The sequence below is a fragment of the Collimonas arenae genome, from assembly GCF_000786695.1.
GTDB lineage: Bacteria > Pseudomonadota > Gammaproteobacteria > Burkholderiales > Burkholderiaceae_D > Collimonas > Collimonas arenae_A.
This window is the reverse complement of sequence record NZ_CP009962.1, coordinates 2,358,501-2,384,176: the sequence shown is the minus strand read 5'-3', so window position 1 is coordinate 2,384,176 and position 25,676 is coordinate 2,358,501. Positions and strand designations below refer to the sequence as shown.

Genomic DNA, 25,676 nt, shown 5'->3' with positions numbered 1-25,676 from the left:
ACAACTTGCCTCTCCTCACCCTCAAAATCGACGCCGACACCTATCGCGGCACCCGTGAAGGGGTACCTAACCTGGTGCGCCTGCTGAGCAAATACCAGGCGCGCGCCACCTTTCTCTTTTCGCTCGGCTACGACCACACCGGCTGGGCGTTGAAACAGGTATTCCGTCCAGGGTTCTTCCAGAAAGTATCGCGCACTTCGGTAGTCGAACATTACGGTCTCAAGACCCTGATGTACGGTGTGCTGCTGCCAGCACCGGATATCGGCAAGACTTGCGCAAAATATATGCAGGCAGTGAGCAATGCCGGTTTTGAGTGCGGTATCCATACCTGGGATCACCGCGTCTGGCAGGACCATGTGCGGCAGCGCGACGCCGCCTGGACCAGTCAGCAGATGCAGCGCTCGTTCGACCGTTTCAGCCAGATTTTCGGCCGGCCGCCGAAAACCCATGGCGCCGCCGGCTGGCAGATGAATCCCTACGCCTTCGAGCAGCTGGAAAAATTCGGCATGGCCTATGCTTCCGACGGCCGCGCCATGCTGACCGAAGATGGCGCACTGGCCGACCAAACGGCAGGGCCGCATCGCTTGCAGGTCAACGGCAAGACGCTGGCATGTATCCAGTTACCGACGACACTGCCGACGCTGGACGAGTTGCTTGGCCGGAGTTTCAACGGCATTGAGCTGACGCCGGCGAATATTGCCGCTCACATCCTGGCGCTGACAGCCACGCCGCGCGATCATGTATTTACTCTGCACGCAGAGCTTGAAGGGCAAAAACTCGCCCCCATATTTGAGCAGTTGCTGCAGGGCTGGCAGGAGCAAGGCTACGATCTGGTCTCGATGGAAGATTATTTTCACCACATCAAGGACCAGGCTTTACCGACAGCGCCTCTCACCTGGGCGGAGTTGCCGGGACGCTCCGGTGAAATGATCATGCAGCCAAGTTGATCAGCGGATTCTTCAAGACCCTGATTGGCAACCGATTCATAATAATCTAGTGAACAGGACAATACAGTGGCAGACCATCCTTCCATCATCAACATGACAGTCCCCGATTTCTCTGCCGCCATGACTGGTGAACAGACGTTCAAGTTGTCGGACTATCATGGCAAGAACATAGTGTTGTATTTTTACCCCAAGGACAACACGCCTGGCTGCACTACGGAAGCTATCCAGTTCCGCGATCTTTACCCGCAATTCCAGCAGAAAAATACGCTGATATTCGGCATTAGCCGCGACAGCATTCGCTCTCACGAAGGATTCAAGAGCAAGCTGGACCTGCCCTTCCAGCTGATTTCAGATCCCGACGAAACCTTGTGCGCCATGTTCAATGTCATGAAAATGAAAAACATGTACGGCAAGCAAGTACGCGGCATCGAGCGCAGCACGTTTATCATTGACGCCGCTGGCACATTGGTGAAAGAATGGCGTGGAGTGAAGGTGCCTGCGCATGTTGAGGAAGTATTGGAGTTTGTAAGTCATTGAATTCAAAAAAAATTATTTTGTTAAGCCGTTTGAGGAAAAGGCCCGAGGGCCTTCCCAAACGGCTTTTTTACTTTTTAATTTGTACTTTATCGGCCGCGCCCGCGGTTTCAGTCAGTTCCGGGCGTGTTTATTGCTAGTGACCACTACTATTCCTTACCGATATTTCGTTGTTCCAGCCGTAGCTTCACCCGTTTGGTCCAGTTCGTGTTATCACCAAAGCGAACATTTTTTCATCTTTAAAGCGAGGTTCTGATGCCCCTACCAAAATTACCGACCAAACCCGCTGCTTTACTGTCCGTTCAAGATTATCCAAAAGCGGAAGCCGGCAAAGCCGTCAAACCACGTATCGCCGTAGTTGAACCGATTACCCGTAACAAAGAAATTGCACCGCAAGCTAGAGACAAGGCAGCAAAACCAGCAGTCAAACCGGTAGAAAGCCGTAGAACCGACAAGGCTCCCACAGAGAAATCACGTGCGCCAGCTAACTCGTCTACCGACAAAGCGATAAAGCCTGCCGAAGGCCATATCCGCCCGAAATCGAGCACCAGCCGCGCCGCCGACAAATCCGGCGTGACCAAGCTGTTCGTGCTGGACACCAACGTGCTGATGCATGACCCGAGCTCGCTGTTCCGCTTTGAAGAGCACGATATCTATCTGCCGATGGTGACCCTGGAAGAACTGGACAATCACAAAAAAGGCATGTCGGAAGTCGCGCGCAATGCCCGTCAGGTTTCGCGTTCGCTGGACGCGCTGGTGGGCGATATTGGCGACGACCAGATCGACCATGGCATTCCTTTGTCAAAACTTGGCAACAAGGATGCCAAGGGCCGTTTGTTCTTCCAGACCAAGCTGCAAAACGCCGATCTGCCGGAAGGCCTGCCAGTCGGCAAAGCCGATAACCAGATTCTCGGCGTAGTACGCGGCCTGGAAGCTGAAACCCCGGGCCGCCCGGTAGTGCTGGTGTCGAAAGACATCAACATGCGCATCAAGGCGCGCGCCATGGGCTTGCCGGCGGAAGACTATTTCAATGACCATGTACTGGAAGATACCGACCTGCTGTATTCGGGTATCCAGCAATTGCCGGACGATTTCTGGATCAAGCATGGCAAGGGCATTGAATCCTGGCAAGAAAACAAGCATGGCACTGGTTATACCTTCTATCGCCTGAGCGGACCGCTAGTGCCGACCTTGCTGGTCAACCAGTTCGTTTTCATCGAACCGAAAAACGGCGAACCGGCGTTCTACGGACAAGTCACGCAGATCAACGGCAAGACCGCAGTCCTGCAAACCCTACGCGACTATGGTCATGCCAAGAACAGCGTATGGGGCATTACTGCCCGTAACCGCGAGCAGAACTTCGCACTCAACCTGCTGATGAATCCTGACTGCGATTTCGTCACCCTGCTGGGCCAGGCCGGTACCGGCAAAACCCTGCTGGCACTGGCGGCGGGCTTGGCGCAGGTGTTGGAAACCAAGACTTACAACGAAATCATCGTGACCCGCGTTACGGTGCCTGTCGGTGAAGACATCGGTTTCCTGCCGGGTACCGAAGAAGAGAAGATGGGGCCGTGGATGGGCGCCTTCGACGACAATCTGGAAGTGCTCAACAAATCAGATTCCGATGCCGGCGAATGGGGTCGCGCCGCCACCCAGGACCTGATTCGTTCGCGCATCAAGATCAAGTCGCTCAACTTCATGCGAGGCCGCACCTTCGTCAACAAGTTCCTGATCATCGACGAAGCGCAAAACCTGACGCCCAAGCAAATGAAGACGCTGGTCACACGTGCCGGTCCGGGCACCAAGATCATCTGCCTGGGTAACATTGCGCAGATCGATACGCCGTACCTGACCGAAGGCTCGAGCGGCCTGACCTACGTGGTCGATCGCTTCAAAGGCTGGTCGCATAGCGGTCACGTAACATTGGCGCGCGGCGAACGTTCACGTTTGGCTGACCATGCCAGCGACGTGCTGTAATCAATCCTGAAGACAGCGCAGCGATAGTTGCTGCGCCGGCGGAACGGCTAAAAAGTGCAATTCGACATTTGACGAATTGCACTTTTTTTTGCGCCCATTTTTATTTTATGATGTGATATTCATCTGGAGGAAAACACCAATGAAAATTGCCATTCTTTCCGATATCCATGCAAATATCTGGGCACTGGAGGCTGTGCTGGCGGATATCAAACAACAAGGCACAGATCTCACCGTCAACGCCGGCGACATCCTGTCCGGGCCGCTTGCACCAGGCGCCACTGCCGATCTGCTGATGTCGCTGGCGCTACCAACCATAGCCGGCAACCACGAGCGCCAACTGTTGGCCTGCGGCACAAAAGCCGGGCACCCGACCGATCAGTTCGCCTATGAAAACACGACGCAAGCACAGCGCGACTGGATCCAAGGATTGCCGGGCACACTGGACGTCGCCGAAAACATCTTCATGTGCCACGGCACCCCCGCCAGCGACCTGCTCTATTTTCTTGAGACCGTTGATCTGCATGGTTGCCGCATGGCGCCAGCTTCGCAAATTGAGGCCTATGCGGCCGGCGTCAGCCAACAGCTGATCATCTGCGGCCACAGTCACAAGCCGCGCGCCTGCGCCCTCTCTGGCGGACGCATGGTGGTCAATCCCGGCAGCGTCGGCCTGCAAGCCTATGACGATGATCAGCCTTACTTTCATGTCATCGAAAATGGCAGTCCACATGCCCGTTACGCCATTTGCACGCAAGATGCCCTCGGCTGGCGCGTGAGTCATCAGTGCGTCAATTACGATCATCACAAAGCCGCCGCAGAGGCCGCCAGAAATGGCCGGGCCGACTGGGCAAGCTGGCTGTTGACAGGACGAGCTGCGCTTTAAAATACCGCTACGACTAGCGACGTATTTTCTGCAGCAGCCATGCCAGCGACATGGCTGGAAACAGCAGATTGCAAAAATGTAACCGCACCGTCACCTTCCCGCAGTCAACCTTTTCCCATACTTGGCACCGAAGGCTAAGTTATTACTCTGCGCCGCCGTGGCGCTATTGCCTTCATGGTGACGGCCCGAAAGCACTTTCAAAACAGGAAAGCATGCAAAAGACGGTGTCGTCTGTGCAGTCACATTGATTGGAATGGAGGTAACAATGAAATCCGCTCAACTGATATTGGCGATCACCGCTGCGTCTTTCTCACTAAGCACCGCCGCTGAAAATGCGACCGACACCAAAGGCAAGACGCGCCAACAGGTTCGACAAGAACTGAAACAGGCCCAGCATGACGGTGAAATTCCCGCCAAAAATGCAGACTACCCACCTTCGCGGGAAACCATCCAGCGCAATAAGCAAAGCCACAAGGCGGCAATCCATCCCAAGAATGAAACGACGCGAGGCGTCGACACGCATGACGATCGCAGCGGTGGAAAGCAGTAACCGCCGTCCAAAAGTGCGCCACGGCTGGCGCATAAAAAAACGGCGCATCGTAAAATGCGCCGCAACCTTAAGTCAGTAAATTTCCGTTAGAAACTAGAATGCCACAGGACGCCATTTCAGCAAACGTTTTTCTAATGTAGTCAGTAAATAATCTGCCGCCAAGGCGACCACTGCCAGCACAATCATGGCGGCGAACACACCGCTGGCGTTGAAAGCACCCTGCGCCGTCGAGATCAACAAGCCAATACCCTGCTTCGAACCGAGGAACTCACCAACCACGGCGCCCACCAGAGCGAAACCAAAGCTGACATGCAAGCTCGCCAAGATCCAGCTCAGCGCGGATGGAATCACGACCGACATGGTGACCTGGCGCGGCGATGCCCCCAGGATCTGGGCGTTGGCAATCATATAACGGTCAGCTTCACGCACGCCCTGGAAGGCATTGCCGAACACGACGAAGAACACCATCACCACCGCCAGTGCGACTTTCGAGGCCATGCCCAAGCCCAACGCGATGACGAAAATCGAACCCAGCACTACCCGCGGGATCGAATTGGCGACCTGGATATAGATGCTGAAGATATCCGACAGCAGCTTGTTGCGGCCCAGCAAAATACCGCAGATGACGCCTGCGACCGATCCGATCAGGAAGCCCAACACCGTTTCTTCCAGCGTCACCAGCACTTGGGTCCACAGCGGCCCTTGCGACGTGCCCTCGACGATCCAATCGTAAATCTGGATCACGATCAGCGAAGGTTGTGAAAAGAAAAACGGGTCTATCCATTGCAGCCTAGCCGCCAGCTCCCAGCCGCCCAGCGTGAGGACCAGGATGGCTACGCGCAGGAACATCACCAGCCAATAGCGCTGCTTGATTTTGCGTTGTGCTTCTTGTTCGACAGTCGCCAGGCTGGCAGCGCTGAGCTTGTCGATAGTGTGTGCTTGATTCATGTTTGCCTCTTTGTGATCGCCGGCCGCGCAACGACGGTAAGGCAGCGACCCTGTGTAATGGAATAAAACGCTTTAGCTGATATGAACTTCTTCGCGCAGATCGGACCAGATCTTGCGCGAGATGTCGATGAAACGCTGTTCGTAACGCACTTCGGACATCACGCGCGGCCGCGGCAGATCGATTTCATACACACTCTTCAGGGTGGCCGGACGGGCAGTCAACACATAGACCTTGTCGGCCAGCGCGATCGCCTCCTCCAGATCGTGGGTAACGAATACCACCGAGCCGGCCTGCGATGACCACAGTTGCAGCAACTCATCCTGCATCAGGGTGCGTGTCTGCATGTCGAGCGCGCTGAACGGCTCGTCCATCAACAGGATTTCAGGACTATTGATAAAGGTTTGCGCCAGTGCAACGCGTTTGCGCATACCGCCCGAAAGCTGGTGCGGATAGTGATTGCTAAACTTGTCGAGACCTACCCGGCGTATCCATTCTTCCGCCAAGGCGTAGGCTGCGTCCTTCGGTTTGCCGCGAAACAGCGGGCCTGCAGCCACGTTATGCAGCACGCTGCGCCAAGGGAATACCGCATCGTTCTGGAACACAAAACCGATGCGCGGATCAATACCGTTGACCGGCTCGCCCATGATGCGCACTTCGCCAACGGTCGGCTTGAGCAGGCCGGTAATCATGCTCAGCGTGGTCGACTTGCCGCAACCGGTCGGGCCGACGATCGCTACGAATTCGCCACGCGCCACACTCATGGTGAAGTCGCGCAACGCCACCGTAGCCTTGCCATCCGGCGAGATAAAGCGGCAAGAGACATTACGCATTTCTATGGCTGGCGTATCGCGCGAAGGCTCCGGCGTCACCGGTTTAACGGACGAGGACGGCGTGGCCGACGCGTAGGCAGTTTGGGTCATTTCAGGTTTCCTTCTTTGTGTCAGGACGGCAGGACTCTCCCCGGGTACGCGTATCGCGCCGGCCAGAGCCATCCGGTTATCGGGAAGCCTCGTACAACAACGCGAGGTGTCCCGATGTTTACATCGTGTGCGCCAGTCTTACTTGCCTTGGCTAACAAACTCGTTGGTGTAGGTTTTAGCCAGGTCGATGTGCTTGCCCTTGACGTTCGGATTGAATCCGGACAGGACTTGCAGCACGGTTTCCGGGCCGCCGGCCGGCATTTTTCCGTCAGGAGAAAACATCGGCAGGGAATTTTGCAAGGCCTGTACATACATCGGCTTGTTATTGCCGTAGTAATCCTTCGGCATCTTGTCGGCGATTTCGGCGGCGCTATGGGTATTGATGAACTTCAGCGTCTTGACGAAGGCGCGCGCCAGCTTGGCGGCTTCTTCCTTGTGCGTATTGAGCCATGGCCGCTGCACATACAGGCTGGAAGCCGGGTACAAACCACCCAGCGCCTTGACCGTACCTTCAACTGTGCGCATGTCAACCAGCACAGAGGCGTCGCCGTTCTTCAACAACTGCGAAACAGTCGGCTCGGTGGTCATGCCGGCATCGATACGGTTCTGCTTGATCGCGACGATGAAGGTATTATCGGCCCCCACCGGCAACACCGAATACTGATTGGAGGTGACGCCGCTCTTAGCTGCCAGATACTGCGTCAGGAAGTTGGTTGATGAGCCGAGGCCAGTCACGCCCAACGTCTTGCCTTTGACATCGGCCATGCTTTTGATGGTGGCAGCAGCCTTGGTCGAGACCATTTCAACTTCGCCGGGTACTTGGCCAAAGACGGTGATGGCGGTGACTTCCTTACCCTTGCTTTGCAAATCGATGGAATGATCGTAGAACCCAACCACGGCTTGCACCGCGCCCGCCAGCAATTCATTTTCCGCATCGACGCCAGCCGGTTGCGATTGCAGCTCGACGTCCAACCCTTCTTCCTTGAAATAGCCAAGTTGCTCAGTCAGCTTGGCTGGCAAATAAATCATCTTGGTGATGCCGCCGACCATGATGGTGATTTTGCCCGAATCTGCTGCGACCGCCTGGCTGGTGCCAAGCACGGTGCCAGAAAGCAGAACGGCGGAAATCAATGAACCGCGGATGAGGGTATGCATTAGCTTGTCTCCATTTATTTTTTTGGGATAATCACCGGATACACATGGCTGGCTGCCAATGTTCCAATGTTGAGCGTATTCTAGGATGCGGTAACTTTCATCCAGCTTTCCAAATCAGTACTATTTAGATTGCAGTGCAACATAATTAAACCCCCGGGCATCCATGAAATTACTCCTGATTGAAGATAATCCGCCGCTGGCGTTATGGCTGAGCAAGATACTCAAGGAAGACAAATTCACCATCGACATCGCCAGAGATGGCGAAGTTGCCGACAGCCTGCTGCAAAGCGAAAGCTACGACGTTGTCCTGCTCGACCTGCAGCTGCCGAAGATGAATGGCAAGAGCGTATTGCGTCGGCTGCGCCAGCGCCACAACAACGTGCCGGTAATGATCCTGACGGCAAGCGGCTCGATCGATGAGAAAGTGGATTGCCTTGGCGCAGGCGCCGACGACTATCTGGTCAAGCCCTTTGAAGTACGCGAACTGGTGGCGCGCATCAAGGCCCTGATCCGCCGCCAGACGCCCGGCAAATCGGCGGAGATGCATTGTGCCGATCTACACTACGACAGCAATACGCGGCAATTTTCGATTGCCGGGCAGTTGCTGGCATTGCCTGCGCGCGAGCACGACGTACTTGAAATCCTGATGCTAAAGCAAGGCAAGACGGTGTCGAAAACAGCTTTGATGGACGGCGTGTTCGGACTGGACGATGAGCCGAGCGCAGATGCCATCGAGATCTACATCCACCGCCTGCGCAAGAAGATGGAGCACTCCCAGGCTGCCATCATGACCCTGCGCGGACTCGGGTATCTACTCAAACAGAAAGACCTCACTTGATCATCAGTCTTCGCCTGCGCCTGCTGCTGTGGCTGCTGATTCCACTGACGCTGTTTGTCGCCATCAGCGCCACGCTGTCGTATCGCAGCGCGCGCGAAACCGCTGACCTGATCCAGGACCACGCGCTACTGGCGTCGGCCCAAGTGATAGCTGGCGAGATCCAGTGGCTCGACGGCGAGCCGCATGCCGGAATCCCGCCGGCAGCGCTGGAACTGCTGGCCTCGCCGGAGCAGGACCAGGTGTATTACCAGGTGATCACGGACCATGACCGCTTGCTGGCCGGCCGCACCGACTTTCCAACGACGCTGCGTTTTCCGGTAACTACGCCTGCATTCAACAGCATCGACTATCACGGGCAGGCGCTGCGCGTGGTGAGCCAGGTGCGCACCTTGTATAACGCTGGCCAGTTGCGCAAGATCTCAGTACTGGTAGGCCAGACCACGCGCGCCCACGACCAGATGCTGGCCGATCTCTGGCACCCTGCCCTGCATCGCCAGATCGCCATGCTGCTGCTGGCGATTGCGCTGGTGGTGATCGGCTTGACCATGGAATTGCGGCCTCTGATGCACCTGAAGGACCAGCTGGCGTCGCGCGACGCCACCTCGCTTTCGCCGATCAAGGCCGGTCAATTGCAACTGGAACTCCGCCCCATCGTTGAAGCCATCAATCAAACCATCCAGCGCCTCAATACCCAGGTCGCGGCGCAAAAGCGCTTTATCGCCGATGCAGCCCACCAGTTGCGCACGCCGCTGACACTGATCGATTCGCAAATCCAGTTTGCCCGCCGCCTGAGCGATGAAAGCCGGCGCGGAGAAGTGTTGCAGGCGCTGCAGGAAAGCAGCCGCAATATGACCGAACTGACCAACAAGCTGCTCTTGCTTTCACAGGCCGAGGCATCCAACACCACCGCATTTCTCCGGCATCCGGTGGATCTCGTCGCGGTGGCGGCCACAGTGCTGGAAGAAATTGTCGACCTGGCGCAACGCAAGAATATCGACCTTGGACTCGACACCGAAATCGAGCACGCCTGGGCGATGGGCAACGAGGCCTTGTTTAACGCCATGATGATGAACCTGGTCGACAACGCGATCCGCTATACGCCGGCGCAGGGCAAAGTAACGGTGGCTGTTAACGCTACCCCGGAGCAGATAGAAATCAGCGTCAGCGACAATGGCCCCGGCATTCCAGCCGAAGTGCGCGACCGCGTATTTGAACGCTTCTTCCGCAATGCCGCACCCGGCCAGGAAGGCACCGGCCTTGGTCTTGCCATTGTCAAAGAAATCGTGATCGCCGCACAAGGTACGGTGACGCTGGCGACATCAAGGCAGCAGCGCGGCCTGACTGTATTGCTGCATTTACCGGCATGTGCCGCGCCTGCGCCGGAAAATACAACTGCAACCTGAGGAACGTTTCTAGAGCGTCGCCAGCAAAGAAGTTTATTTTGCAGTATATTCTCTTGCCTAGGCAATGAATATTAGGGCAATAAAATTGCGCATTCGTTGCAAATGAGAAAATAGTTAAATACAAGTCTGTGAGAAATCCGTGAGTAACCCATCACCATTATTTGCTCTGGAGAACTACCAGATAGAAGAAAGCATAGGCTATCTGCTGGCGCGGTCGCGTGCCATGCTGGTCAAGAGTTCGGATGAATCCCTGGCGAAATATGGGATCACCCATGCTCAGGGAGCAATTCTTCTGATGCTGTCAACCGGGAAATACTCTACCGCCGCCGATCTTGCACGCGAGACGTATACCGACGCGGCGTCAACTAAGCGTATGATCGACCGACTGGTGGCGCGCGAACTGATCACGCGCGAGCCCTGCGCGCATGACAGACGCTTGATGAAGCTGCACCTGACCGCCGATGGCGTCGAACTGTCGAAAGAGATGCCAAAAGCATTTTGCGGCGTGCTCAACAAACACTTTTCAGATTTCAGTGCAGAAGAGATCGGCTTTTTGAAATCAATGCTGCGACGCCTGCTGGCAAGTGGTACGCCAACAGAGAAAACACATTGACTATGCAAGAACTATCCATACAGTATTATTTTTAAGTAATCGGAAAAACGCCCGCGTCATTCCCTGTCGTTATTCTTTGTAGTCATTTTATCCGTGGCCGCTAAATCAACTCGTCAAATCAACACCGACATGAACCCTCTTTCATCCTCATCCAGACGCCGCCTGCCGAAACTCGGCACGCAACGCCTTGCCATCAGCGCCGCAGTACTGTTGCTGACGGCCTGTGCCAATTTCAGCGGAATTCACAGTACTGCCCACTCGAACAGTCCAGACGACTACGCAACTGCAACCTCCCTGCCAGGCCAGGGTGGCGTATGGCCAGCCAGTTCATGGGTAAGCACAATTGGCGGCAGCCCGCTGCAACAACTGGTCGATGAAGCGTTGGCCACCAATCCAAATCTGCAGGCAGCGGCAGCCCGTATCGCCGCTTCGCATGCCATGGTCGAAGCGGCCGGCGCCACCAGCAAACCGCAAGTCGGCGCCAGTTTATCGGCTACCCGTGAACGCTTTTCCGAAAACAGCATTTATCCGCCACCGTTCGGCGGCATGTATGTGACGGACTATGAAACCGCCTTGAACTTTAGCTACGACCTGGATTTCTGGGGCAAGCACAGCGAGCAGCTGCGCTCCGCCATATCGCAAAGCAAAGCCGCGCAAGCAGAGGATTATGCAGCGCGGCTGGTGTTGACCGCAGCGATCTCGAAGGCATGGCTGCAACTGGGCCGTCAATTTGCGCAACTGGATCTGACTGACCAACAACTGGCGCTGCGCGATAAATTGGACAAGCTCACCCAACAACGCTTCGCAGCCGGTCTCGATACCCAGAGCGACAATCAAACTAGCCGCCAGCAAGTGGCCGGTCTGCGCGCCGAACGTTCGCAATGGCAGGAAGCGATTGCACTGACGCGTAATCAGATCGCTGCATTAATGGGCCAGGGCCCTGACCGTGGTTTGAAAATCGCTCAGCCGGTGCTGCCGGCGGACAGCGCCATCGCGCTGCCGGACCAGCTGCCACTGGGCTTGATGGGAAGACGGCCGGATGTGCTGGCTGCACGCTGGCAAGTGGAAGCAGCGCAAAGCGATATCAAGGTAGCCAAGACCGAATTCTATCCGGACATCAACCTGTCGGCCATGATCGGCTTTTCCAGCCTGAGTTTCTCGCAATTCCTGAACCATAGCAGCAAGGTAGTCGGCGGCGGACCGGCAATCCACCTGCCGATCTTTGAAGGCGGCGCGCTGCGCGCCCAACTCAAGGGTCGGGTCGCCGCCTATGACGGCGCAGTCGCCACTTATAACCAGGCGCTAAACGACGCCTTCCACGAAGTGGCGGATAGTGTTCAATCGCTACGCGCCGCCGAGGAACAAGGCAAGAATCAGCAGATCGCAGTTGAAGCGGCCGAGCGCGGCATGAAACTGGCGGAACAACGACAACAAGTCGGCACCGCCAACATGCTGCAGGTCGTGAGCAGCCAAATCGGCTGGCTGGCGGCGCGCAGGCTTGAGCTCGATACGCGTGCACGCAGGGCAGACCTGCGCGTCAACCTGATCAAGTCGCTGGGAGGCGGCTTCGATGGCAACGCAACGGGCCTCAGCCCGGCCGAGGCCAACGCCGGCAGCAATCCGCAAGCAAGCGCTACTAACTGATTCATTAAAACAACCGTTCACTTATTGCGAAACCCGCATCATGACAACACCAAATCAAACTCCAAAAGAACCAACGGCCGGCGTTGCTGCTGCTCCGGCGCCTGCCGCAACCAATGGCAAACGCCGCGGCTTGCTGATTGCAGTCACCATCGCCCTTATCATCGTCCTGATCGCCTATGGCATCTGGTGGTTCATCTACGCCCGTCATTACGAAGGCACCGATGACGCGTACGTCGGTGGCAACGTGGTGCAAGTGACGCCACAGGTTGGCGGCACGGTGCTGGCGATCAATGCCGACGATACCGAACTGGTGCAAGCCGGCAAACCGCTGGTGGAACTGGATAAAGCCGATGCCAAGGTCGCACTGGACCAGGCTGAAGCCCAATTGGCGCAGACCGTACGCCAGGTGCGCACACTGTTCGTCAATAACAATACGCTGACCTCCGGCGTCACCGCTCGCACCGCAGAACTGGAGCGAGCTCGTTCGGATCTGGCGCGCCGCCAGCAGTTGATCAGCACCGGTGCTGTCTCCAAGGAAGAACTGGATCACGCCAAGGTCGCCGTGCAAGGTGCTGAAGCGGCCTTGCAATCCGCGCGTGAACAATTGTCGTCCAACAAGGTGTTGACCGACCGCACCACGGTTGAACAGCATCCGAACGTGCTGAACGCATCGGCGCAAGTACGCAATGCCTATATCAACCTGGCCCGCACCACCTTGCTGGCACCGACCACCGGTTATGTCGCCAAGCGTTCGGTGCAGGTTGGTCAGCGCGTTGCCGCTGGCAGCCCGCTGCTGTCCATCGTCCCGCTGAACGCCTTGTGGGTTGACGCCAACTTCAAGGAAGTACAGATCAACAATATGCGCATCGGCCAGCCGGTAACCTTGAAATCCGACCTATACGGTTCGAAGATCGAGTATCACGGCAAGGTGATCGGCCTGGCGGCTGGCACCGGCTCCGCGTTCGCGCTGCTGCCTGCCCAAAACGCCAGCGGCAACTGGATCAAGATCGTGCAGCGGATCCCAGTGCGTATTTCTCTGGATCCGAAAGATCTGGAAAGCCATCCGCTGCGTATCGGCGTCTCGATGGACGTCAGCGTTGACGTTGCGCAGACTGAGGGCACTTCGCTGACAGCCGGCTCTGCACGCACCGCACCGGCTTACACCACCGACGTATTCGACAAGAGTGGCCAGGAAGCCGACGCCCGTATCGCCAGCATTATCGCTGCCAACAACAATGCAGCGGCGGCACACTGATCGCATGCAATTCGCCGGCGCATGCCGTAGCGGACGCCATCGTTTGGATGGCGCCGCTGACGGCGTCAAATACGCAATAACCCTTACCGGAATGCCTTCATGAGTTCCCCAAAACCAGCGCCGCCACCACGGCCGCCTCAACAAGCCTTGCCGCCGCTTACCGGCGGCAAGCTAGTCATGGGCACGGTTGCATTATCGCTTGCCGTGTTCATGAACGTACTCGACTCGTCGATTGCCAACGTTTCCATTCCTGCCATCTCCGGTGACCTCGGCGTCTCGCCACAACAAGGTACCTGGGTCATCACCTCGTTCGCGGTGGCCAACGCCATCTCGGTGCCGCTGACTGGCTGGCTGACCCAGCGCTTCGGTCAGGTACGGTTGTTTGTGACCTCGATCATCCTGTTCGTACTGTCATCGATATTGTGTGGCCTGGCGCCCAGCATGGAAGTACTGATCGCCGCCCGCGTGCTGCAAGGCGCGGTCGCGGGACCGATGATTCCGTTGTCGCAGTCGTTACTGTTATCCAGCTACACGCCCGCCAAGAGCGGCATGGCCCTGGCGTTCTGGGGCATGACCACCCTGGTGGCGCCAGTGATGGGGCCACTGCTAGGCGGCTGGATTTCCGACAATTACACCTGGCCATGGATTTTCTATATCAACATTCCGGTCGGCGTATTTGCCGCCTGGGCCACCTGGTCGATTTATCACAAGCGCGAATCGGCGACTTACAACCTGCCGATCGATAAAATCGGCCTAGCCTTGCTGGTGATCTGGGTTGGCTCTCTGCAAATCATGCTGGACAAGGGCAAAGAACTCGACTGGTTCAACTCTTCGACCATCGTGATATTGGGAGCAGTCGCCCTGATTGCTTTCATCTACTTCGTTATCTGGGAATTGGGCGACGACCATCCGGTAGTCGACCTGAGGCTGTTCAAGAGCCGTAACTTCAGCGGCGGCGTGATCGCCATCTCGGTTGGCTACGGCCTGATGTTCGGCGGCCTGGTGATCCTGCCTTTGTGGCTGCAAACCACATTGGGCTATACCGCAACCCTGGCGGGTGAAGTGATGGCGCCAGTCGGGATCTTCGCCATCATCCTGTCGCCGTTCATCGGCAAGTTACTGCCCAAGGTCGATGCGCGCTGGGTCGCCAGCACGGCATTCTTTATCTTTGCCGTGGTGTTTTACCTGCGTTCGCAATTCACCGAGAATGTCGACACCTTCACATTGATGATTCCGACCATTATCCAGGGTGCAGCGATGGCGATGTTCTTTATCCCGCTGACCTCGATCATCCTGTCGGGCCAGCCACCGGAGAAAATCCCGTCCGCGGCCGGTTTGTCCAACTTCGTGCGGATCATGTTCGGCGGCATGGGCACTTCGATCACCAGCACCTTGTGGGATCGCCGCACTTCCCTGCACCATTCGCAGCTGACGGAATTTACCGGTCCGCACAGCCCCGCATTTACCGAGGCGGTGCACAATCTGACAGCGCAAGGCATGCCGGAACCGGCGGCCTGGGCCACCATCGACCGCCTGATTACAGTCAAAGCTGCGACTCAGGGCGCGACCGATATATTCTGGATTTCGGCAGTGTTGTTCGTAATGTTGATTGCCCTTGTCTGGCTCACCAAGCCGCAGCGTTCCAGCGTGCCGGTCGATGCCGGTGGCGCGCACTAAATGTTCAGCGATAACGACAGATAAGTGTATTGAGCAAAAGGCGGCCCGGATAGTGGGCTGCATAAAAAAGGGCGGCGCATAGTTACCTATGCACCGCCCTTTTGATTTTCTGTCTGTCAGCCGTTCTGCTTACAGAATATGCTTCCCGATCCACCAGGCAATCGCCGCCATGAAGGCCGATGCCGGTATCGTCAACACCCAGGCCCAGACGATATTGCCCGCAACACCCCAACGCACCGCAGAAACACGGCGTGCGGCGCCAACGCCGACGATGGCGCCGGTGATGGTATGGGTGGTTGAAACAGGAACGCCGAGCATTGTCGCCAGGAACAACGTAATCGCGCCACCGGTTTCCGCACAGAAGCCGCCCACCGGCTTCAGCTTGGTGATCTTCTGGCCCATGGTCTTGACGATACGCCACCCCCCGAACAAGGTACCGAGGCTGATAGCGCTATAGCAGGAAATGATCACCCACCATGGCGGCAAGCTGTCGCTGGCCTGCGAAAATCCTGTGGCGATCAACAGCATCCAGATGATACCGATAGTCTTTTGTGCATCGTTGCCGCCGTGACCCAGGCTATACATGGAGGCCGACACCAGTTGCAGGCGGCGGAACCATTTATCGACCTTGCGCGGCGTCGAACGTACGAAAATCCAAGACACCAGCACCATCATGATGGAGCCGAAGACGAAGCCCAGCAGCGGCGACAGCACGATGAAGGCAATCGTCTTGATCAGGCCGGCGGAGATCAGCGATCCGGTGCCTGCCTTGGCTACCGCAGCACCGACCAGGCCGCCGATCAAAGCATGCGAAGAAGATGAAGGAATACCGTAGTACCAGGTCAGGATGTTCCAGCAAATAGCGCCGACCAGGGCGCCGAAGACCACGTAATGGTCGACCACATTGGGATCGATAGTGCCTTTGCCGACCGTGGCGGCGACGTGAAGCTGGAACACCGCAATTGCGATGAAATTAAACAAGGCCGCCATGGCGACTGCCTGCTGTGGCTTGAGGACGCCAGTGGAGACCACGGTAGCGATTGCATTGGCGGCATCATGAAAGCCGTTCATGAAGTCGAATATTAGCGCCAGTGCAATGAGAAAGACGAGAACGTAAATACTGATTTGAAGAGTGTGCATGAGTAGCCAGAGTCGTTTTTTTAGGAATTACATCAATGCGTTGGCTGCTTATGGCAGCCAACGCCCTACTCTGCATCAGGCATTTTCGACGATGATGCCTTCAATGATATTGGCGACATCTTCACAGCGGTCGGTGACGGTTTCCAGGAGTTCGTAGATGGCTTTGAGCTTGATCAATGTGCGGACATCAGGTTCGTCGCGGAACAGTTTCGACATGGCCGCGCGCATCACGTGGTCTGCATCCGATTCCAGGCGGTCGATCTCGACGCAGATCGCCAGGATCTCGCGCGAATTATCCATATTGTGCAACAGGCCCACTGCGGCCTTGACCTTCTCGGCGCAACCAAGGCACAGTTCGGCGAGGCGTTTAGCTTCCGGCGTGATGGCCTTGATGTCGTACAACGAGATGGTCTGGGCCGCATCTTCCAGCAAATCGAGAATGTCATCCATGCGGGTGATCAACTGATGGATATCATCGCGGTCGATCGGTGTAATAAAGGTCTTGTGCAACATATCGATCGCATGATGCGTGACCTGGTCGGCCTGCTTCTCTATGCCCTCAATCGCGTGTACGCGAATTTCCAGATCGTCGAAATTAGTCATCAACGCCACCATTTCTTTGGCGCCTTTGACGCATAGCTCTGCATGTTGATTAAAGAGCTCAAAGAATTTGCCCTCGGTGGGCATCAATCGTCCAAACATGTTTATTCTCTCTTATGAGGGTTAAGCTGAATCTAAAACTGAAACAAAAACTAAAATTGCATTTAAACCAAGGGTATTAATTTAAAGCAAACAATGTCACGAAACTGAAATATATCAGGCTCGCTTATCCAACGCTTTACAGGTTTTGTAAAATTTGCGTTGCTGCAACAAAAAAGGCAACGATCAATCGCCGCCGTATGGGGCATCCAGGTTACCGACGTAGTTGTCGAATTTGGTGTATTGCCCCAGGAAGCTGAGGCGCACACTACCAATCGGGCCGTTACGCTGCTTGCCGATAATGATTTCTGCCGTGCCCTTTTCTTGCGAATCCGGGTTATACACTTCGTCACGATAAATGAACAGAATCACGTCGGCATCCTGCTCGATAGCGCCGGATTCGCGCAAGTCGGACATGACAGGCCGTTTATTGGGACGCTGCTCCAGCGAGCGGTTCAGCTGCGACAGCGCGATCACCGGGCACTGCAGTTCTTTCGCAAGGCCCTTCAAGTTACGCGAGATTTCAGAAATTTCGGTGGCGCGGTTTTCACCGGCATTATTGGCCGACATCAGTTGCAGGTAATCGATGATGATCAGGCCGAGAGTGCCGCACTGGCGCGACAACCGGCGTGCGCGGGCACGCAATTCGATCGAGCTGAGCGCCGGGGTTTCATCGATGAACAGCTGGGCATCGTTCATCTTCTGGATCGCATGGGTCAGGCGCGGCCAGTCTTCGTCATTCAGGCGGCCGGTACGAAGGCGGTGCTGGTCCAACTTGCCTACCGAACCCAGCATACGCATGGCGAGCTGGGTGCCGCCCATTTCCATCGAAAAAATTGCAACCGGCAAACCGCTGTCGATCGCCACGTTTTCGCCGATGTTGACCGAGAACGCCGTCTTACCCATCGACGGCCGGCCCGCCACGATCACCAGGTCTCCTTTTTGCAGACCGGAGGTCATCTTGTCGAGATCGATAAAACCGGTCGAGACGCCGGTAATATCGCTTTGGTTGTCGCGGTTGTAGAGTTCGTCGATGCGTTCCACCACCTGCGTCAGCAAGGGCTGGATTTCCTGGAAACCCTGGGCGCCGCGCGCACCCTCTTCGGCAATCGCGAAAATCTTCGATTCCGCCTCGTCCAGCATCTGCTTGACTTCCTTGCCTTGCGGACTGAACGCCTGGCCGGAGATTTCATCGGCGACGGTGATCAGTTTGCGCAGAACGCCGCGATCACGCACGATCTCGGCGTAACGGCGGATATTCGCCGCCGACGGCGTGTTTTGCGCCAGCGCATTGAGATAGCTCAAACCACCCACTTCTTCAGCCTTGCCAGTACCGCTCAGCGATTCAAACACGGTGATGACGTCTGCCGGCTTGCTGCCGTTGATCAGCTTGACCATGTGCTGGAAGATGATCCGATGGTCGTAGCGATAGAAATCGTCGGCATTGACGAAGTCGGCGATCTTGTCCCAGGCCGCATTATCCAACAGCAATCCACCTAAAACGGACTGTTCTGCTTCGATCGAATGGGGTGGTACGCGGAGGGAATCTAACTGCGGATCTGACAGTGCTTTAGAAGGTGCTTTCATGGCGCGAATTATACCTGCTTCTGCCTGGCGTCTTGCTGCACTGCCAGAAAAAGGGCGTAAAAAAAGCCGGGAAAACCCGGCTTTTTTGCTTGCAGCAAATGCTGCAATAGCTATTTGGCAACAGCTAATTAAACGTGCTCGCCGATCACAGCGATAATGATATCGACCACGACATCGGTATGCAGAGCAACAGCAACAGCGTGTTCGCCAGTAGTCTTCAGCGGGCCGTTCGGCAAGCGAACTTGCGCTTTCTCAACTGGGAAACCTTGCTTGGTCAACGCTTCAGCGATGTCGAAGTTGGTCACGGAACCGAACAGACGGCCGTCAACACCCGATTTTTGCGAGATTTGAACAGTCAGACCGCTCAATTTTTCGCCTTGGCCTTGCGCCACAGCCAGCTTGGCTGCTGCTGCTGTTTCCAGATCAGCGCGCTTCGCTTCGAATTCAGCGATAGCTGTAGTTGTAGCACGACGTGCCATGCGTTGCGGGATCAGGAAATTACGTGCGTAACCGTCCTTGACGCGAACAACTTCACCCAGATTGCCGAGATTAACGACTTTTTCCAACAGAATAACTTGCATATTTTTCTCCTATTTCAAGTCGTCAATTAAGCGTTGTGCAGATCGGTGTATGGCAGCAGCGCCAGGAAACGTGCGCGCTTGATCGCAGTATCCACTTGACGTTGATAGATTGCCTTGGTGCCGGTCAGACGTGCTGGCATGATCTTGCCGTTTTCTTGAACAAAATCCTTGAGCGTGTCGACGTCCTTGTAGTCAACGCTGGCAACGTGTGCAGCGGTGAAACGGCAGAATTTCTTGCGCTTGAACAGCGGGTTTTGTTGTTGACGCTTGTTTTTCAGTTTACTTTTATCGAACTTTTTACCGAATGCCATTTTTGGCTCCTGTATCTAAAATAATTAATCTGCAATTTCAGCTATGTTCCTGAGGAAGCATCTGCTTCTATCGCAGCGAAATCCGTGATGTGAAATACCAGACTTCTACCATTGCGACTCTTGCGTGCCATGAACCCGGTAAACCAGAAAGTACCACCCAACTGCGCCTGACTGAATCTTCCCGAAATCTCGCCAACAGCTAGTGCGGCAATTTCGAATTCGATCAAACGCTTGATTCCTGCTTCAATCGGCTCCGACCGATGCTGCAAATTTGCAGATACAATCGGAATGCCTGCCGGCGTATAACGGATGACTTCACGTTCGGCAATATCGGCAACCAGCTGAAACACGTTATTGGCTTGACTCACTCCTGATGGACTCGATGGCTATAGGATCGCTGATAGGTCGGGCAATTAGGCTGCCGGCGCTTCAGTGCGATGGCTCTTGGCAGCATCTTCCTTCTGCACAGCCTTCATCATTGGCGAAGGACCAGTTTCGGCCTTCTTCAGCTTGACAGTCAGATGACGCAACACTGCATCATTGAACTTGAAGCCGGTTTCGATTTCAGCCAGAGTTTCGCTGTCGCACTCGATGTTGAGGCAGACGTAATGCGCTTTTGCCAGTTTCTGGATCAGGTAAGCCAGTTGACGGCGACCCCAGTCTTCCACGCGATGTACAGTGCCGCCACGTGTTGTGACGATACCTTTGTAGCGTTCGATCATTGCAGGCACTTGCTCGCTTTGATCAGGATGGACGATAAATACGATTTCATAATGACGCATGTAAGCTCCTTTTGGACGGATTGAAGAATCGCCCACCTCGGCGTCAAGACGAGTGTGGGAAGAGGAAAACCAGCAATAGTACGCGCAATTGCAACAAAACTCAATGCTTTCAAGCGCCTGCAACTACTTCCGCATAAGGAAGTGGTTTAATCGCATCATTTATCTTGCATTTGCACAAATACTGTACAAAAATACAGACTGTTGATATACACAGCACTAATGCAATGGCATTAAATACGTTTTTTGCGCAACCGTACCTTATGTACTTTAGCCGCCTTACCTGAATTGAACAGTTGGGGGCAGCGCAGTCCGGCTGCACCGGCTCTTAAACCTTGCCTTGCGAATATTGCAAACAAATACCTATGATCAAACTGACCGCCCGCCAACAGCAAATCCTCGACCTGATCAAGGACGCCATCGAAAACACGGGTTTTCCGCCGACGCGCGCTGAAATAGCGACCGAGCTTGGCTTTCGTTCAGCCAATGCGGCCGAAGAACACTTGCAAGCGCTGGCGCGCAAGGGCGCCATCGTGATAGCGCCCGGCACCTCGCGTGGCATCCGCCTGACCGAAACCACCCTGCGCAGCCAAGGCACACAACTGGCGTTGCCGCATCCCGCCCTGATGCAACTCAGCCTGCCGCTGGTTGGACGGGTTGCCGCCGGATCGCCGATCCTGGCGCAAGAACACATCCAGGCTACCTACAATGTCGACCCCGCCCTGTTCAGCGCCAAACCGGATTATTTGCTGAAGGTGCGCGGCATGTCGATGCGCGACGCTGGCATCATGGATGGCGACTTGTTGGCAGTAAAGAAAACCGACAGCGCCAGAAATGGCCAGATTGTCGTCGCGCGCCTTGGCGACGACGTGACTGTCAAGCGCTATCAGAAATCAGGCTCGGTGATCCAGTTGCTTCCTGAAAACCCGGATTTTGAACCTATTATCGTGACACCGAGCCAGGAAGATTTCGCCCTTGAAGGCCTGGCGGTTGGCCTACTGCGCAGCTGGAACTAACTGAAAACAGGACAACAGCCGGCTGATATCGTCTGGCTACCGAACTCAGGAACGATCAAGGCGACGCCGCTTAGTCAGAATCTGACTGGCGATCCCGCGCAAGATATTGACCTCCTCGGTTTCCAGCTGGGCGCGGGAAAACAGGCGCTTAAGGCGCGGCATCAGTTTTTTCGGGCTGACAGGATCAAGGAATTCAATCTCGATCAAGGCCTGCTCCAGATGTGCAAACATGCCATCGATATCGCTCAGGCTGGCGGCATTGCCCTGGAAGCCAATTTCACTGCCGACCGGCAAAGGCAAATCCTCGCTGGCAGCTACCCGGCATTCATAAGCCAGCACTTGTACAGCCTGCGCCAGATTCAGCGATGAATATTCAGGATTGGCAGGAATATTCAGTAAGACATTGCACTTTTCGACCACTTCATTCGGCAGACCGTAGCGCTCGCTGCCGAACAGCACCGCAGCGTTCAGGCTGGCATCAGCGGCCAACTGGGCGGCCAACGCGCGCGGGGCAGTCAAAGGCGGGGAAAATTCGCGCAAGCGTGCGCTCAGCGCCGCAGCAAAGTTGCAGCCCTCCAAAGCCTCTTCGACAGTAGCAACGATCCGCGCTGAAGCCAGGATGTCTTGTGCGCCGCTGGCAAATGCAACGGCCTCATCTCTTTGCAACACATCGGGGAAGCGCGGATTGACCAGGACCAGCTCGGAAAAACCCATGGTTTTGATAGCGCGGGCAGCCGCACCAACATTGCCAGGACTACTGGTTTCGACCAGCACAAAGCGCAGGCGGTTGAAAAGAGACGTATTGATTTTGGCCAGCTTCATTTAAAATAGCGCCATAACGCGGATTTCTGCGACTAAAAGCTGCTTATTTATCAAAATATTCATCTGCACGTCCGCATCGTTCATTATTATTAATCATAGTGGTGGTTCTGTTCCCGGTTGGCACAGTGCCGCCATTTTAACGGAACCCTACCTCGATTATGCATCCAATGCTCAATACGGCCATCAAGGCCGCCCGTCGCGGTGCCCAAGTCATTTCGCGCGCCTCTTTCGACCTCGATCTGCTGAAGGTAACGAAGAAACAGCATAACGACTTCGTCACCGAAGTCGACCAGGCTGCCGAAGCGGCGATCATCGACGTCTTGAAGAATGCCTACCCGGATCACGCAATCCTGGCCGAAGAATCTGGCGCCTCCGCCAATCTGCATGACGACAACGAAAACGTCTGGATCATCGATCCGCTGGATGGCACTACCAACTTTATCCACGGCTTCCCACAATACTGCGTCTCGATCGCATTGCAGCACAAGGGCCAGATCACGCAAGCGGTGATCTACGACCCAACCCGCAACGATTTGTTCACCGCCACCAAGGGTTCCGGCGCCTATCTGAACGACAAGCGGATTCGCGTAGGCAAGCGCGACAAGATCGCCGACGCCCTGATTGGTACCGGCTTCCCGTTCCGTGAAACCGAAGGTCCGGCCATGGATGAGTACATGAAGATGTTCCGTATCATGACCCAAAATTGCGCTGGCCTGCGTCGCCCCGGCTCAGCCGCTCTCGACCTGGCCTACCTGGCCGCAGGTCGCCTCGACGGCTTCTTCGAAAAAGGGCTGAAGCCTTGGGATATCGCTGCCGGCTCACTGCTGATCAGCGAATCGGGCGGCATCATTGGCGATTTCAGCGGCGAATCCGACTACCTGTACAAGGGTGACGTACTCGCCGGCAGCCCTAAGGTATTTGCCCAGATGGTTGGTTTGTTGTCACCGTTTGCCAAGAAATAATAGAACGCCGGTTACAGCACGGCCGTTACTGCAGAGCGCTTCCGTCACGGTAATTTTGCGGTAACCGGTAAAACTGTTTTTTGCCATTTCAACTCTGCGGTTGAGAGACTACAATGCATGCGCAGCAGCGCAACTGGGTACTCTCAAGACCATCTCTCAACCCGCAGGAGAGCAATATGGCAGTCAAACCTATCCCCGACGGCTACACCAGTGTCACCGCCTATCTCGCTATTGACGGCGCAGCCGAAGCAATAGCGTTCTATCAAAAAGCTTTCAACGCAGTCGAGATTATGCGCATGGAAGGTCCCGACAAGAGAATCGGCCATGCCGAAATCCAGCTCGGTAACGCGCGCGTCATGCTGGCTGATGAATTTCCCGAAATGATGATACGCAGCCCAAAATCGCTGGGTGGAGCCGGAGTCAGCCTGATACTTTACGTCGACAATGTGGACGTAACATTCCCACAGGCAATTGCCGCCGGCGGCACCGAAATCAGGGCGGTGCAAGATCAGTTTTATGGCGACCGCTCCGGCTCGCTCAAAGATCCGTTCGGTCATACCTGGACCATCAGTACCCACATCGCCGATTATTCTGAAGAAGAGCTCCGCGAGCGTGCCGCAGCCGCGATGAAATAGGCGCGCCTCACCTCTGGTTGCATCCATATCGCCAACAACGCGGCCCACTCTGCTTTCTGGAGCGGGCCGCAGACAGTATTTTGTCCAGCCTAGACTTGAATACAGCAGAAACGCTTGCCTGTAGCCCGTCATTGTTATACTCTGCGGCGACACAGCAAATTCTCCAGTCAAATACTGCTGTCAAGGATGTTATCGGACTCAGGCATCGTTCCTCAGTCAGGGTAGCTCCAACCTCCTCTAATCCCGTTTGCCTGCGACTGGCGCCTTACACAAGGCGACAGGCCGATATTATTCTATTGAGCTGTCATGTCTTTTTCTGAACTCGGCTTGTCCGAAGCCATCGTTCGTGCCGTAACCGAACACGGATACACTACCCCTACCCCAATCCAGACCCAGGCGATTCCTGCCGTGCTGGCAGGCGGCGATTTGCTGGCTGGCGCCCAGACCGGCACCGGCAAAACTGCCGGCTTTACCCTGCCTGTGCTGCACCGCCTGTCAAATTCGGCCACCAACCCGACCGGCAGCCAACGCCCGATTCGCGCCCTGGTGCTGACACCCACCCGCGAACTGGCGGCCCAGGTCGAAGAAAGCGTGCGCCTGTACGGCAAGTATCTGAAACTGACTTCGGCCGTGATCTTCGGCGGCGTCGGCATCAATCCGCAGATTAAAGTGCTCAAGCATGGCGTCGACATTCTAGTGTGCACACCCGGCCGCCTGCTGGACCATATGCAACAAGGTACTGTCAACCTGAACCACGTCGAAATCCTGATTCTCGACGAAGCCGACCGCATGCTGGACATGGGCTTCATCCGCGATATCAAGAAGATTCTCGCAGTGCTGCCGAAGAAGCGCCAGAACCTGCTGTTTTCCGCTACGTTCTCGGACGAGATCAAGATCCTCGCGGACAATTTGCTCAACTCGCCGGCCATGATTGAAGTCGCGCGCCGCAATTCAACCGTGGAAGTGATCCAGCAAAAGATCCATCCGGTTGACCGCGACCGCAAGCACCCGCTGCTGGCCCACCTGATCAAGACCCACCAGTGGTCGCAAGTATTGGTATTCACCCGCACCAAACACGGCGCCAACAAGCTGGTCGAGCAACTGGAAAAAGACGGCATCAGTGGCATGGCAATCCATGGCAACAAGAGCCAATCGGCCCGCACCCGCGCACTGGCTGAGTTCAAAGACGGCAGCCTGCAAGTACTGGTAGCGACCGATATCGCAGCCCGTGGCATCGACATTGATCAGTTGCCGCACGTAGTCAACTACGATTTGCCTAACGTACCAGAAGATTACGTCCACCGCATCGGCCGTACCGGCCGTGCCGGCGCAACCGGCGAAGCTGTATCACTGGTATGCGTAGATGAACATCAGATGTTGAAAGACATCGAAAAACTGATCAAGCGCGAACTGCCGAAAGAAATCATCGCCGGATTTGAACCAGACCCTAACGCCCGTGCCCAGCCAATCCAGCTGCGTAGCGGCGGTGGCGGCGGCAATCGCGCCGGCGGAGGTGGTGGTGGACGCGGCCGCTCGTCTGGCGGTGCGCCAGGCGGCGCCAAACCGGCTCAGGGCCCGTCCCGCGGCCATGGCGGCGGCAATGGTTCGCAAGCACGTCCAGCAGCGCCACGCCGCTCTGGCGGCCGAGGTCGTTAAACGTTAGGCATCTCTAGAACCAGCATGGAGTCGCTACCAGGTTCCATGCTCTCAAGAAGCGTCGATTGATCACGCCAAGCTAAGCCTGTAAGCACGGTCAGTCGGCCACATCATAAGCCTGATCTCAAAACCACCTCGCGCAGACA

26 protein-coding genes are annotated in these 25,676 nt (G+C 55.8%); 15 read left to right on the top strand and 11 right to left on the bottom strand.

Features of this window, described 5'->3' with window-relative positions; genetic code table 11:
• Positions 1 to 5 precede the first annotated feature (5 nt).
• The 5 genes from LT85_RS10670 to LT85_RS10650 all read left to right on the top strand — a co-directional run bounded on the left by LT85_RS10670 (position 6) and on the right by LT85_RS10650 (position 4,888).
• The gene (locus tag LT85_RS10670) at positions 6 to 947 is read left to right on the top strand and encodes a polysaccharide deacetylase family protein (RefSeq protein WP_038488372.1); all 942 of its coding nucleotides are present in this window, start codon (positions 6 to 8) and stop codon (positions 945 to 947) included.
• A 66-nt stretch (positions 948 to 1,013) separates the two neighbouring features.
• On the top strand, positions 1,014 to 1,484 hold the full coding sequence (locus LT85_RS10665) for a peroxiredoxin (RefSeq protein WP_038488369.1): 471 nt from the start codon (positions 1,014 to 1,016) through the stop codon (positions 1,482 to 1,484).
• Between the two features lie 252 nt (positions 1,485 to 1,736).
• Positions 1,737 to 3,458, top strand: coding sequence for a PhoH family protein (locus tag LT85_RS10660; protein ID WP_052135056.1), 1,722 nt, complete (start codon positions 1,737 to 1,739; stop codon positions 3,456 to 3,458).
• Positions 3,459 to 3,597: 139 nt separating this feature from the next.
• Positions 3,598 to 4,338, top strand: a complete 741-nt coding sequence (locus tag LT85_RS10655; RefSeq protein WP_038488366.1) for a metallophosphoesterase family protein — start codon at positions 3,598 to 3,600, stop codon at positions 4,336 to 4,338.
• Between the two features lie 265 nt (positions 4,339 to 4,603).
• On the top strand, positions 4,604 to 4,888 hold the full coding sequence (locus tag LT85_RS10650) for a DUF4148 domain-containing protein (RefSeq protein ID WP_038488363.1): 285 nt from the start codon (positions 4,604 to 4,606) through the stop codon (positions 4,886 to 4,888).
• A gap of 93 nt (positions 4,889 to 4,981) precedes the next feature.
• Here LT85_RS10650 and LT85_RS10645 read toward each other — a convergent pair whose 3' ends face one another.
• The 3 genes from LT85_RS10645 to LT85_RS10635 all read right to left on the bottom strand — a co-directional run bounded on the left by LT85_RS10645 (position 4,982) and on the right by LT85_RS10635 (position 7,912).
• Positions 4,982 to 5,836, bottom strand: a complete 855-nt coding sequence (locus LT85_RS10645) for an ABC transporter permease (protein WP_052135055.1) — start codon at positions 5,834 to 5,836, stop codon at positions 4,982 to 4,984.
• A 72-nt stretch (positions 5,837 to 5,908) separates the two neighbouring features.
• On the bottom strand, positions 5,909 to 6,667 hold the full coding sequence (locus LT85_RS10640; protein ID WP_172657036.1) for an ABC transporter ATP-binding protein: 759 nt from the start codon (positions 6,665 to 6,667) through the stop codon (positions 5,909 to 5,911).
• A gap of 228 nt (positions 6,668 to 6,895) precedes the next feature.
• A complete protein-coding gene (locus LT85_RS10635; protein ID WP_038488360.1) occupies positions 6,896 to 7,912 on the bottom strand; it encodes an ABC transporter substrate-binding protein in 1,017 nt (338 codons plus the stop codon).
• Positions 7,913 to 8,075: 163 nt separating this feature from the next.
• Here LT85_RS10635 and LT85_RS10630 point away from each other — a divergent pair, with 163 nt between their 5' ends.
• From LT85_RS10630 to LT85_RS10605, 6 genes are all read left to right on the top strand, one after another.
• Complete coding sequence (locus LT85_RS10630; protein ID WP_038488359.1) at positions 8,076 to 8,750, top strand: response regulator; 675 nt, start codon at positions 8,076 to 8,078, stop codon at positions 8,748 to 8,750.
• Positions 8,747 to 10,153, top strand: a complete 1,407-nt coding sequence (locus LT85_RS10625; RefSeq protein WP_038488357.1) for a sensor histidine kinase — start codon at positions 8,747 to 8,749, stop codon at positions 10,151 to 10,153. Before LT85_RS10630 ends, LT85_RS10625 begins: the two co-directional genes overlap by 4 nt.
• A gap of 139 nt (positions 10,154 to 10,292) precedes the next feature.
• Positions 10,293 to 10,766: a MarR family winged helix-turn-helix transcriptional regulator gene (locus tag LT85_RS10620; RefSeq protein WP_038488355.1), complete on the top strand. Its 474-nt coding sequence runs from the start codon at positions 10,293 to 10,295 to the stop codon at positions 10,764 to 10,766.
• Between the two features lie 129 nt (positions 10,767 to 10,895).
• Positions 10,896 to 12,410, top strand: coding sequence for an efflux transporter outer membrane subunit (locus LT85_RS10615; protein ID WP_253273710.1), 1,515 nt, complete (start codon positions 10,896 to 10,898; stop codon positions 12,408 to 12,410).
• Positions 12,411 to 12,450: 40 nt separating this feature from the next.
• A complete protein-coding gene (locus tag LT85_RS10610) occupies positions 12,451 to 13,665 on the top strand; it encodes an HlyD family secretion protein (RefSeq protein ID WP_038488351.1) in 1,215 nt (404 codons plus the stop codon).
• Between the two features lie 99 nt (positions 13,666 to 13,764).
• A complete protein-coding gene (locus LT85_RS10605; RefSeq protein ID WP_052135051.1) occupies positions 13,765 to 15,342 on the top strand; it encodes a DHA2 family efflux MFS transporter permease subunit in 1,578 nt (525 codons plus the stop codon).
• Between the two features lie 129 nt (positions 15,343 to 15,471).
• Here the strand turns inward: LT85_RS10605 and LT85_RS10600 are convergent, their stop codons facing one another.
• From LT85_RS10600 to rpsF, 7 genes are all read right to left on the bottom strand, one after another.
• Positions 15,472 to 16,482, bottom strand: coding sequence for an inorganic phosphate transporter (locus LT85_RS10600; protein WP_038488348.1), 1,011 nt, complete (start codon positions 16,480 to 16,482; stop codon positions 15,472 to 15,474).
• Positions 16,483 to 16,557: 75 nt separating this feature from the next.
• Positions 16,558 to 17,184 (bottom strand): DUF47 domain-containing protein, encoded by a 627-nt coding sequence (locus LT85_RS10595; protein WP_014006461.1) that lies wholly within the window; start codon positions 17,182 to 17,184, stop codon positions 16,558 to 16,560.
• Positions 17,185 to 17,367: 183 nt separating this feature from the next.
• Positions 17,368 to 18,768 (bottom strand): replicative DNA helicase, encoded by a 1,401-nt coding sequence (locus tag LT85_RS10590; protein ID WP_052135049.1) that lies wholly within the window; start codon positions 18,766 to 18,768, stop codon positions 17,368 to 17,370.
• 128 nt (positions 18,769 to 18,896) lie between these two features.
• Entirely contained in the window at positions 18,897 to 19,349 is a 453-nt protein-coding gene (rplI, locus tag LT85_RS10585) for a 50S ribosomal protein L9 (protein WP_038488341.1), read from the bottom strand.
• 26 nt (positions 19,350 to 19,375) lie between these two features.
• Positions 19,376 to 19,660, bottom strand: a complete 285-nt coding sequence (gene rpsR / locus LT85_RS10580) for a 30S ribosomal protein S18 (RefSeq protein WP_038488337.1) — start codon at positions 19,658 to 19,660, stop codon at positions 19,376 to 19,378.
• A gap of 41 nt (positions 19,661 to 19,701) precedes the next feature.
• Positions 19,702 to 20,028 (bottom strand): primosomal replication protein N, encoded by a 327-nt coding sequence (gene priB, locus LT85_RS10575; RefSeq protein WP_038488334.1) that lies wholly within the window; start codon positions 20,026 to 20,028, stop codon positions 19,702 to 19,704.
• 45 nt (positions 20,029 to 20,073) lie between these two features.
• Positions 20,074 to 20,442, bottom strand: a complete 369-nt coding sequence (rpsF, locus tag LT85_RS10570; protein ID WP_038488331.1) for a 30S ribosomal protein S6 — start codon at positions 20,440 to 20,442, stop codon at positions 20,074 to 20,076.
• A gap of 362 nt (positions 20,443 to 20,804) precedes the next feature.
• On the opposite strand from rpsF, the gene lexA reads away from it, so the two are divergent.
• Positions 20,805 to 21,455: a transcriptional repressor LexA gene (gene lexA, locus LT85_RS10565; RefSeq protein WP_038488328.1), complete on the top strand. Its 651-nt coding sequence runs from the start codon at positions 20,805 to 20,807 to the stop codon at positions 21,453 to 21,455.
• Positions 21,456 to 21,500: 45 nt separating this feature from the next.
• Here the strand turns inward: lexA and LT85_RS10560 are convergent, their stop codons facing one another.
• A complete protein-coding gene (locus tag LT85_RS10560; RefSeq protein WP_038488325.1) occupies positions 21,501 to 22,277 on the bottom strand; it encodes an RNA methyltransferase in 777 nt (258 codons plus the stop codon).
• Between the two features lie 158 nt (positions 22,278 to 22,435).
• Between LT85_RS10560 and LT85_RS10555 the strand changes: the two genes are divergently transcribed.
• The 3 genes from LT85_RS10555 (at position 22,436) to LT85_RS10545 (ending at position 25,530) form a co-directional block, all read left to right on the top strand.
• The gene (locus LT85_RS10555; RefSeq protein WP_038488322.1) at positions 22,436 to 23,239 is read left to right on the top strand and encodes an inositol monophosphatase family protein; all 804 of its coding nucleotides are present in this window, start codon (positions 22,436 to 22,438) and stop codon (positions 23,237 to 23,239) included.
• Between the two features lie 176 nt (positions 23,240 to 23,415).
• Positions 23,416 to 23,874 (top strand): VOC family protein, encoded by a 459-nt coding sequence (locus LT85_RS10550; protein WP_038488319.1) that lies wholly within the window; start codon positions 23,416 to 23,418, stop codon positions 23,872 to 23,874.
• A 306-nt stretch (positions 23,875 to 24,180) separates the two neighbouring features.
• The gene (locus LT85_RS10545) at positions 24,181 to 25,530 is read left to right on the top strand and encodes a DEAD/DEAH box helicase (protein ID WP_038488318.1); all 1,350 of its coding nucleotides are present in this window, start codon (positions 24,181 to 24,183) and stop codon (positions 25,528 to 25,530) included.
• The last annotated feature ends 146 nt before the right edge of the window (positions 25,531 to 25,676 follow it).

Bases quoted from the DNA above. Each gene is read 5' to 3' on its own strand.
- LT85_RS10660 (WP_052135056.1), top strand. From the start codon at position 1,737: ATGCCCCTACCAAAATTACCGACCAAACCCGCTGCTTTACTGTCCGTT.
- LT85_RS10655 (WP_038488366.1), top strand. From the start codon at position 3,598: ATGAAAATTGCCATTCTTTCCGATATCCATGCAAATATCTGGGCACTG.
- LT85_RS10650 (WP_038488363.1), top strand. From the start codon at position 4,604: ATGAAATCCGCTCAACTGATATTGGCGATCACCGCTGCGTCTTTCTCA.
- LT85_RS10645 (WP_052135055.1), bottom strand. From the start codon at position 5,836: ATGAATCAAGCACACACTATCGACAAGCTCAGCGCTGCCAGCCTGGCG.
- LT85_RS10640 (WP_172657036.1), bottom strand. From the start codon at position 6,667: ATGCGTAATGTCTCTTGCCGCTTTATCTCGCCGGATGGCAAGGCTACG.
- LT85_RS10635 (WP_038488360.1), bottom strand. From the start codon at position 7,912: ATGCATACCCTCATCCGCGGTTCATTGATTTCCGCCGTTCTGCTTTCT.
- LT85_RS10630 (WP_038488359.1), top strand. From the start codon at position 8,076: ATGAAATTACTCCTGATTGAAGATAATCCGCCGCTGGCGTTATGGCTG.
- LT85_RS10615 (WP_253273710.1), top strand. From the start codon at position 10,896: ATGAACCCTCTTTCATCCTCATCCAGACGCCGCCTGCCGAAACTCGGC.
- LT85_RS10610 (WP_038488351.1), top strand. From the start codon at position 12,451: ATGACAACACCAAATCAAACTCCAAAAGAACCAACGGCCGGCGTTGCT.
- LT85_RS10605 (WP_052135051.1), top strand. From the start codon at position 13,765: ATGAGTTCCCCAAAACCAGCGCCGCCACCACGGCCGCCTCAACAAGCC.
- LT85_RS10600 (WP_038488348.1), bottom strand. From the start codon at position 16,482: ATGCACACTCTTCAAATCAGTATTTACGTTCTCGTCTTTCTCATTGCA.
- LT85_RS10595 (WP_014006461.1), bottom strand. From the start codon at position 17,184: ATGTTTGGACGATTGATGCCCACCGAGGGCAAATTCTTTGAGCTCTTT.
- LT85_RS10590 (WP_052135049.1), bottom strand. From the start codon at position 18,768: ATGAAAGCACCTTCTAAAGCACTGTCAGATCCGCAGTTAGATTCCCTC.
- rplI (WP_038488341.1), bottom strand. From the start codon at position 19,349: ATGCAAGTTATTCTGTTGGAAAAAGTCGTTAATCTCGGCAATCTGGGT.
- rpsR (WP_038488337.1), bottom strand. From the start codon at position 19,660: ATGGCATTCGGTAAAAAGTTCGATAAAAGTAAACTGAAAAACAAGCGT.
- rpsF (WP_038488331.1), bottom strand. From the start codon at position 20,442: ATGCGTCATTATGAAATCGTATTTATCGTCCATCCTGATCAAAGCGAG.
- lexA (WP_038488328.1), top strand. From the start codon at position 20,805: ATGATCAAACTGACCGCCCGCCAACAGCAAATCCTCGACCTGATCAAG.
- LT85_RS10560 (WP_038488325.1), bottom strand. From the start codon at position 22,277: ATGAAGCTGGCCAAAATCAATACGTCTCTTTTCAACCGCCTGCGCTTT.
- LT85_RS10555 (WP_038488322.1), top strand. From the start codon at position 22,436: ATGCATCCAATGCTCAATACGGCCATCAAGGCCGCCCGTCGCGGTGCC.
- LT85_RS10550 (WP_038488319.1), top strand. From the start codon at position 23,416: ATGGCAGTCAAACCTATCCCCGACGGCTACACCAGTGTCACCGCCTAT.
- LT85_RS10545 (WP_038488318.1), top strand. From the start codon at position 24,181: ATGTCTTTTTCTGAACTCGGCTTGTCCGAAGCCATCGTTCGTGCCGTA.